This is a genomic window from Thermobifida cellulosilytica TB100 (assembly GCF_001517975.1).
Taxonomy (GTDB): Bacteria; Actinomycetota; Actinomycetes; order Streptosporangiales; family Streptosporangiaceae; genus Thermobifida; species Thermobifida cellulosilytica.
This window is the reverse complement of record NZ_KQ950181.1, coordinates 496,611-503,235: the sequence shown is the minus strand read 5'-3', so window position 1 is coordinate 503,235 and position 6,625 is coordinate 496,611. Positions and strand designations below refer to the sequence as shown.

Annotated in this window: 4 protein-coding genes and 1 pseudogene; all 5 read right to left on the bottom strand. The window is 74.0% G+C overall.

All coding sequences use genetic code 11. From position 1 onward, the window contains the following. A pseudogene (locus AC529_RS20430) lies at window positions 1-278 on the bottom strand (NAD(P)/FAD-dependent oxidoreductase); the annotation flags it as partial. Next, entirely contained in the window at window positions 275-2,362 is a 2,088-nt protein-coding gene (locus tag AC529_RS08525) for a molybdopterin oxidoreductase family protein (RefSeq protein ID WP_068755359.1), read from the bottom strand. The gene AC529_RS08525 and the pseudogene AC529_RS20430, both read right to left, overlap by 4 nt. Continuing rightward, on the bottom strand, window positions 2,359-3,732 hold the full coding sequence (locus AC529_RS08520) for an MFS transporter (RefSeq protein ID WP_068755357.1): 1,374 nt from the start codon (window positions 3,730-3,732) through the stop codon (window positions 2,359-2,361). Before AC529_RS08520 ends, AC529_RS08525 begins: the two co-directional genes overlap by 4 nt. Window positions 3,733-5,033: 1,301 nt before the next feature. Further along, entirely contained in the window at window positions 5,034-5,567 is a 534-nt protein-coding gene (locus tag AC529_RS20855; RefSeq protein WP_232306647.1) for a hypothetical protein, read from the bottom strand. A gap of 540 nt (window positions 5,568-6,107) precedes the next feature. Next, entirely contained in the window at window positions 6,108-6,623 is a 516-nt protein-coding gene (locus tag AC529_RS20850; RefSeq protein WP_232306646.1) for a hypothetical protein, read from the bottom strand. Window positions 6,624-6,625: the final 2 nt, after the last annotated feature.

Here is a 6,625-nt window from a genome sequence, read left to right as displayed (position 1 = left end):
ACGGTGCGCGCGGCGGTGTCGACCGCGGCGGCGGAGGTCCCGCGGCGCACGTCCAGACCGGGCAGGGCGGGCTCCGGCAGCGCCAGGTCGGCCTCGCCGAGCCGGCCGCTGAGGACCTCGGGCAGCAGGACGCGGTTGTAGGGGCCCTCCGCTTCGGCGCCGACCACGGTCAGGCGCAGCCGCTCGCCGCGGGGGTCGCGCCGGGCGACCTCGTCGACGAAGCGGGCCCCCACCATGCCGTGGCCGATGACGACGACGTGCCTGGGCTGGTGGCTCACCGGTCTCCTCCTCCTCGGCGGTCCGCGTACGGTCGCAGCCGCACCGCGCTGACCTTGAACTCGGGCATGCGGCTGGTCGGGTCCAGGGCGGGGTTGGTCAGGTTGTTGGCGGCCTGCTCGCCCGGATAGTGGAACGGCAGGAACACGGTGTCCAGCCGGGCGTCGGGGCGCAGCCGCACCCGCGCCACGGTGGTGCCGCGCCGGGACTCCACGGCGGCCCGGTCCCCGCCGGCCAGGCCGCAGCGGGCGGCGGTGTCGGGGTGCACCTCGACGTAGACCTCGGGTTCGGCGTCGGCGAGCTCGCCGACGCGGCGGGTCTGGGCGCCCGACTGGTAGTGGCCCATGAGGCGGCCGGTGGTGGCCAGCAGCGGATAGTCGGCGTCGGTGTCCTCGGCGGGGGGCCGGTGCTCCACGGGGGCGAAGCGGGCCCGTCCGTCGGGGTGGGCGAAGCGGTCCAGGAACAGGCGCGGGGTGGGCTGCCCGCCCTCGGGGACCGGCCAGTGCAGGGCCTCCCCGTCCTCCAGCCGCTGCGGGGTGACGCCGGAGTAGTCGGCGGCTCCCCCGGCGGAGGCGGCGCGCAGCTCGGCCAGCACCGCGTCGGGGTCGGTGGGGAAGCGCTCGGGGTCCTGGCCCAGGCGCACCGCCAGGCCGTGCAGCACCTCCAGGTCGGTGCGCACCCCCGGCGGGGGCGCGGCGGCCCTGCGGCGGCGCAGCACGCGCCCCTCCAGGTTGGTCATGGTGCCGCTCTCCTCGGCCCACTGGGCCACGGGCAGCACCACGTCGGCCAGGGCCGCCGTCTCCGACAGCACGAAGTCGGCGACGACCAGCAGGTCGAGGGCGGCCAGGCGGTCGCGCATCCGGGTGGCGTCGGGGGCGGAGACCGCCGGGTTGGAGCCGAACAGCAGCAGGGCGCGCGGCCCGCCGGCGCTGCCCAGCGCGTCCAGCAGTTCGAAGGCGCTGCGCCCCGGCCCGGGCAGGTCGTCGGGGTCCACGCCCCACACCGCGGCGACGTGCGCGCGGGCCGCGGGGTCGTCGATGCGGCGGTAGCCGGGAAGCTGGTCGGCCTTCTGGCCGTGCTCGCGTCCGCCCTGGCCGTTGCCCTGGCCGGTGAGGCAGCCGTATCCGGAGCCGACCCGCCCGGGCAGGCCCAGCGCCAAGGCCAGGTTGATCCAGGCCGAGGCGGTGTCGGTGCCGTTGGCGTGCTGTTCGACGCCGCGTCCGGTGAGGACGTAGGCGCGTCGGGCGGTGCCGAGGAGGCGGGCGGCCTCCCGGATGCGGTGGGCGGGCACGCCGGTGACGTGCTCGGTGCGTTCGGGCCACCACGCGGCGGCGTGCCGCCAGGCGGCGTCGAACCCGGTGGTGCGCTCGGTGATGTAGGCGTCGTCGAGCAGCCCTTCGGCGCGGGCGGCGTGCAGCAGGCCCAGCGCCAGCGCCAGGTCGGTGCCGGGGCGGGGCGCCAGGTGCAGGCCGCCGCGGCGCAGCGCCTCGCGGGCGGTGCCGGAGCGGCGCGGGTCCACGACGACCAGGCGGGCCCCGGACAGGTGGCCCATGAGCGGCGGCATGGTCTCGGCGGGGTTGGCCCCGGCCAGCACGACGACGTCGGCGTCGGCGAGGTCGGTGACCGGGAACGGCAGGCCGCGGTCCAGGCCGAAGGCGCGGTTGCCCGCGGCGGCCGCCGAGGACATGCAGAACCGGCCGTTGTAGTCGATCTGGGAGGTGCCCAGGGCCACCCGCGCGAACTTGCCGAGCTGGTAGCTCTTCTCGTTGGTCAGGCCGCCGCTGCCGAACACCGCGACCGCGTCGCGGCCGTGCGCGGCCTGTAGGGCGCGCACCCGGTCGGCGGCGTACTCCAGGGCGGTGTCCCAGTCGACCTCCTCGAACCCTGCCGTGCGGTCCTTGCGCAGCAGGGGCGTGGTGAGCCGGTCGGCGGCGGTGAGCACCTGGGCCGAGGTCCAGCCCTTGCGGCACAGCCCGCCCCGGTTGGTGGGGAAGTCGGCGGGGCGGGCGGCCAGGGCGCCGTCCGGACCGCGCTCCAGGTGCATGGCGCACTGCAGGGCGCAGTACGGGCAGTGGGTGGTGGTCATCGCGCGGCGGTCCCGGAGGTCGGCGCGGCCGCGGGCACGCGCATGTAGCACAGCCAGGTGATGGCCAGGCAGACCAGGTAGAAGGCGAGGAAGGCGAGGAAGGCGGGGGTGGCCGAGCCGGTGGCGGCGAACGCCTCGCGGAAGACCAGGTTGATGGCGACCCCGCCGAAGGCGCCGACCGCGCCGATGAGGCCCAGCATGGCGCTGGCCACCCGCTTGGTGCGGGCCACGGCCTCCTCGCGGGGGGTGCCTTCGGCGACGAGGTTCTCGGCCTTGGCCGCGTAGATCGTGGGGATCATCTTGTAGGTGGAGCCGTTGCCGACGCCGGTGAGCACGAACACGGCGCCGAAGCTGAGGACGAACAGCGGCAGCGAGCCCTGGACGGTGGCGGCCACGACCAGGCCGGTGCCGACGGCCATGGCCAGGAAGTTCCAGGCGGTGACGCGCGCGCCGCCGAAGCGGTCGGCCAGCCAGCCGCCGACCGGACGGACCAGCGAGCCCAGCAGCGGGCCGAGGAAGGTGACCGCGGCGGCCTCCAGCGGGGTGCGGTCGAACTGGTTCTGCAACAGCAGGCCGAAGGCGAACCCGAAGCCGATGAAGGAGCCGAAGGTGCCGATGTAGAGCACCGACATGGTCCAGAAGTCGCGTTCCCGGACGGCGGCGAGCTGCGCGGCGGTGTCGGCGCGGGCGGTGGCCAGGTTGTCCATGTACCGCCAGGCCACCCAGGAGGCCAGCAGCAGGAAGGGCAGGTAGAACAGCGGGACGACGGGTCCGGCGTCGATGGTGAACGCCGCGATGACGGCGAGGCCCACCAGTTGCACGGTGGCCACGCCGATGTTGCCGCCGCCGGCGTTGATGCCCAGCGCCCAGCCCTTGCGGTGCTCGGGGAAGTAGAAGTTGATGTTGGCCATGGAGGAGGAGAAGTTGCCGCCGCCCAGGCCCGCGGTGGCCGCCAGCACCACGAACAGCCAGAACGGGGTGTCGGGCCGCTGGACGAGCACGGCCGCCAGCGCGGTGGGCACCAGCAGCACGGCGACCGAGACCAGCGTCCAGTTGCGTCCGCCGAACTTGGGCACGGCCAGGGTGTAGGGCACCCGCAGCACCGAGCCCACCAGGGAGACGACGGAGATGAGCAGGAACTTCTGCTCGGGGGTGAAGGCGAACCCGGTCTCCGGCGTCATGAACAGCACCAGCACCGACCACAGGCTCCACACGGAGAAGCCCAGGTGCTCGGCGAGGATCGACGCCCACAGGTTGCGGTTGGCGATCGTGCTGCCGCGTTCTCGCCAGAAGGTCGCGTCCTCGGGGTCCCAGTGGGTGATCCACCGGCCTTTCGTCGCCGTTCGGGAGGCTGCGGTCTGGGTCGTCACGGTCCTGTCCTTCCTTCGTGGATCGGTCCCTGGGGTGCGCGGGTGGCTCACTGGGAGTCTGGGAAGGGCCTGTTGCACGGACGTGTCCGGCTGTCACGTGCGCGCAACAATCTCCTCACCCGTGGCGGAGGGCGGCGGTGAGGGGATGCTCCGGACTGCTCGGTCCGGGCGGGGACAGCGGCGTGGGTGCGCTCGGCGGCCGACGCCGTGGGCGGGCACGACGGCAGCGCTCCCGGGTCCGGCGCGGTCGGCCTCGGGTGCGCCGTTCCGGCCGCCGGTCGCCCGGCAGACCGGGGCCGCCCCGGTCTGCCGGGGCGGCCCGCGCATCGTGCTCCGGAGCCGTCAAAAGGTCGGCTCTGCGGCTCCCGGGGGATCCCCGCGGCCGGGCGCGCCGGGCACCCGCACCCGGCCGTACCGGGTCTCCGGCGGGCAATCCGCCGCGCAGAACAGCGGCGCCTCCTTATTCGACTTCCCGTGGAGTTCGGTTTCCCTGTCCCCCGCCAAAACGTTTCACACCCCTCAATTCATCACAATGAATGCCACCCGGAAAATCCGCCAAGGCATCTTACATCCCAAAATAACGCACCACAATAGGCATTACGTGGAAGTAAACCCAAAAGAGGAAAACGGCCGTTGTTCTGCAAATATTCACCGACAACCGCAATGACATGCGCGACGACCTGGGATTTTACCGTTTTTCTCTTCTGTCTCCCCTTCCCCTTCCGGCTCCGGAGCCCCGGGATTCCCCTCCGGCGCGGCGCTGCGCCCTTGGCCTCCGGGGGTGGCCGGGGATCCGCCTGGCCCACGCGCTCTGCCGCCTTCCCCCGGTCCGGGATCGGACCCGCTTTTTCGCTCCGCTCCGAAAGGGCGCCCTGTTCGACGGAGCCACCGGCCCGGAATCACCTGGGAATTCGTCGCGCAGTTCCCCGTTCCGGACGTGGATTTCCCGGCCTGCGGCCTCCTCGCGGCCGCGCCGCAGCGGGGAGGGCCGGGCCCGTCGCCGCCCGGGCAGGGCTCCCGGAGTCTGTCCGCCGCGCCCGCGGGAAGCCCTCCCGGCGCCGCGGCACCGGGAGGGGCGTCGTCCGACACCGGTCTGTTGGAGGAGCTGCCCGGGTTGGAGCGGAAGGGCCGGGACTCCCTGTGCGCGGGCGCGGGGGCGCAGTGCCACGGATCCCTGACGACCGACGACGGCGTGACGGTGCTCGCCCACGGCCCGGCCCGCGACCGCGCGGCCCTCTCTTCACCGGCACCGCCCGCCGCGACGGCAGCACACCGGTCTTCCGGGCCCTCACGTCCGGCGTCTACGTCCGCCGGGTCGGCGGCCGGTCCGGTACCAGCAGACGCCGCTTCCCGCTGAGGCGGGCCGAGCCCGGCCACCCCGCCTCAGCCGACGTGGACGCCGGGGCGGCGGCGCAGGTCCGGCTCGGCCTCGCGCAGCACCTCACGGGCACCGGAGCGGTGTCGCCCACCCCGCACCGCACGTACCGGGCCAGGTTGCCCACCAGGCTTCCCTCGGCCCACTGGAAGCAGCAGTGCGGGGCCATGCCGGTCGCGTCCCTCAGGCACAGCAGGATCGCGGCGAGCGCGTTGGGCACCACCGGGCTGGTGGCACGCAGGATCCGGCAGTCGCCCACCTGCACGCCCCGCACCCGAAGCACACGGGTGAACTCCGAGGGGTCCTGGACCGGGATCTCCACGAACAGCACCCGGGCGTTGCGGGGGACCGGGTTGAGGACGCGCTGCTCCCACTCCTTCTTCCGGTACTCGTCGACGTCTCCGGTCTGGCGCTTGTTCGCCACGACCTGCAGCGGGCCGTGCAGGGCCGCCTCGGCCACGAACCGGCGCGCCGCGGCGTCGCGTACGGTGCGCGGCCAGCGCCACCGCGACCGCCGCCGACGTCATCATCGCGAGGATCCCGGTGGCGTAGGCGCCGGCCTGGGCGTTGACGTCGGCGTCGAACAGCACGGTGATGAGGCACGCCGTCACGGTGTAGACCAGGACCACCGGGCGCACCGCCCGTCCCCAGGCCGGGGCCATCCCGTGGCGGGGCAGGTAGCGCGGCACGATGTTGATCAGACCGGCCGTCGCGGAGGCTCCCGCGAACCACAGGATGACCAGTGAGACTGCGTCGTAGGCCGCGCCGAAGCCCTCCCCCAGGTACTCGTGGGCGAGGTAGGACCGGGCGCGCCCCTCGGCCCGGCCGCCGTCGGCGAACTCGCGCGGCGGGATCAGCACGGTCGTGACGAACGTGGTGGCCAGCAGGTAGCCGCTCATGAGGAGCGCGGCCACGGTGAGCAGTCGGCGGGTGTCGGCCACACGGGCGCGCAGCCGCTGTCCGGCGTCCTCTCCTCGGGCACGCACCAGCGGCATCATGCTCACCCCGGTCTCGAATCCGGACAGGCCGAGCGCCAGCAGCGGGAAGGCCAGCACCGCGGCGGCGACGGCGAACGGGCTGCCGCTGCCCGCTGCCAGCAGGGCCTGCCACCACCGGTCGAGCGACTGGGGGCGGCGGAGAGGCGGGACAGCGCGGCGGCCACCACGACCGCGTTGCCCGGCAGGAACGCCGCGACCACCGGAACAGCGACGAGGACCACCTCGGTGACCCCGGCGAGGAAGACCCCGCCGAGCAGCACCAGCGTGATCGGCAGGTTCTGGTCGCGCAGCGGCTCGGGGGTCAGCGGGCTGGCCACGATGTGGGCGGCGTCGGAGGCCGACAGCGTGATCGTGACGATCCATGAGGTCGCGACGGACCCGAGCAGGCACAGCACGAACCGCTTGCCGCGCCACACCGGCAACAGGGGTTCCAGCATCGCCACCGCCCCCTGCCCGTTGGGGCTGTCCCCGGCGATCCTCCGGTACATCGGCAGCATCCCGGCCGGGGCGAACAGCACGA